The sequence below is a fragment of the Streptomyces sp. genome (assembly GCF_031178505.1).
GTDB lineage: Bacteria > Actinomycetota > Actinomycetes > Streptomycetales > Streptomycetaceae > Streptomyces > Streptomyces gulbargensis.
This window is the reverse complement of record NZ_JAPSIW010001040.1, coordinates 1-1,666: the sequence shown is the minus strand read 5'-3', so window position 1 is coordinate 1,666 and position 1,666 is coordinate 1. Positions and strand designations below refer to the sequence as shown.

Sequence of the window (1,666 nt, the reverse complement as noted above, 5' to 3'; positions counted from 1 at the left end):
GTCAGGACAACGAGAACATCACCGACCTGCTGGCCGCCGTCGAGGCCGACCAGGCCGCCGTCCGCGCGGGCACCGAGCGGCTTCTCGCCGCCCAGCCCAGCGTCACCGGGTCCACGGTCGCGCCTCCGCAGCCCAACCGCGACTTCCTGGCCGTCATCGCCGACGCCGACCGGCGGGCCAAGGAGCTCGGGGACGACTACCTGTCGACGGAGCACCTGCTCATCGGCATCGCCGCCAAGGGCGGGCCGGCGGGTGAGATCCTCGACCGGCAGGGCGCGAGCGCGTCCAAGCTGCTCGACGCGTTCGAGAAGACCAGGGGAGGACGCCGGGTGACCACTCCCGACCCGGAGGGGCAGTACAAGGCGCTGGAGAAGTTCGGTACGGACTTCACGGCCGCCGCGCGCGAGGGCCGGCTCGACCCGGTCATCGGCCGCGACCACGAGATCCGGCGGGTCGTCCAGGTGCTGTCCCGCCGCACCAAGAACAACCCCGTCCTCATCGGTGAGCCCGGCGTCGGCAAGACCGCCGTCGTCGAGGGCCTCGCCCAGCGCATCGTCAAGGGCGACGTGCCCGAGTCGCTGAAGAACAAGCGGCTGGTCTCCCTGGACCTCGGCGCGATGGTCGCGGGCGCCAAGTACCGCGGCGAGTTCGAGGAGCGCCTGAAGACGGTCCTCTCCGAGATCAAGGAGAGCGACGGCCAGATCATCACCTTCATCGACGAGCTGCACACGGTCGTCGGCGCGGGCGCCGGCGGCGACTCCGCCATGGACGCCGGCAACATGCTGAAGCCGATGCTGGCCCGCGGCGAGCTGCGCATGGTCGGCGCGACCACGCTCGACGAGTACCGCGAGCGGATCGAGAAGGACCCCGCCCTGGAGCGCCGCTTCCAGCAGGTCCTGGTGGCCGAGCCCTCGGTCGAGGACACCATCGCGATCCTGCGCGGTCTCAAGGGCCGGTACGAGGCCCACCACAAGGTGCAGATCAACGACTCCGCCCTGGTGGCCGCCGCGACCCTCTCCGACCGGTACATCACCTCCCGCTTCCTGCCGGACAAGGCCATCGACCTGGTGGACGAGGCCGCCTCCCGGCTCCGTATGGAGATCGACTCCTCGCCCGTCGAGATCGACGAGCTGCAGCGCTCGGTCGACCGGCTCCGCATGGAGGAGCTGGCCCTGAAGAACGAGACGGACGAGGGCAGCAAGCAGCGCCTGGAGAAGCTGCGCCGCGACCTCGCCGACCGCGAGGAGGAGCTGCGCGGCCTGACCGCCCGCTGGGAGAAGGAGAAGCAGTCCCTCAACCGGGTCGGTGAGCTGAAGGAGCGGCTGGACGAGGCCCGGGGCCGCGCCGAGCGCGCCCAGCGCGACGGCGACTTCGACACCGCCTCCAAGCTGCTGTACGGCGAGATCCCCGCCCTGGAGCGGGAGCTGGAGGAGGCCAGCGAGGCCGAGGCCCAGCAGGAGGCGTCGAAGGACACCATGGTCAAGGAGGAGGTCGGCCCGGACGACATCGCGGACGTGGTGGGCGCCTGGACCGGTATCCCCGCGGGCCGTCTCCTGGAGGGCGAGACGCAGAAGCTCCTGCGCATGGAGGACGAGCTCGGCAAGCGGCTGATCGGCCAGAGCGAGGCCGTACGGGCCGTCTCCGACGCCGTGCGCCGCACCCGCGC

Annotated in this window: 1 protein-coding gene; it reads left to right on the top strand. The window is 71.3% G+C overall.

Annotated elements, in window-relative coordinates; all coding sequences use genetic code 11:
- On the top strand, positions 1 to 1,666 hold a 1,666-nt coding region (locus RIF68_RS36020), incomplete at both ends, for a Clp protease N-terminal domain-containing protein (RefSeq protein WP_309055868.1).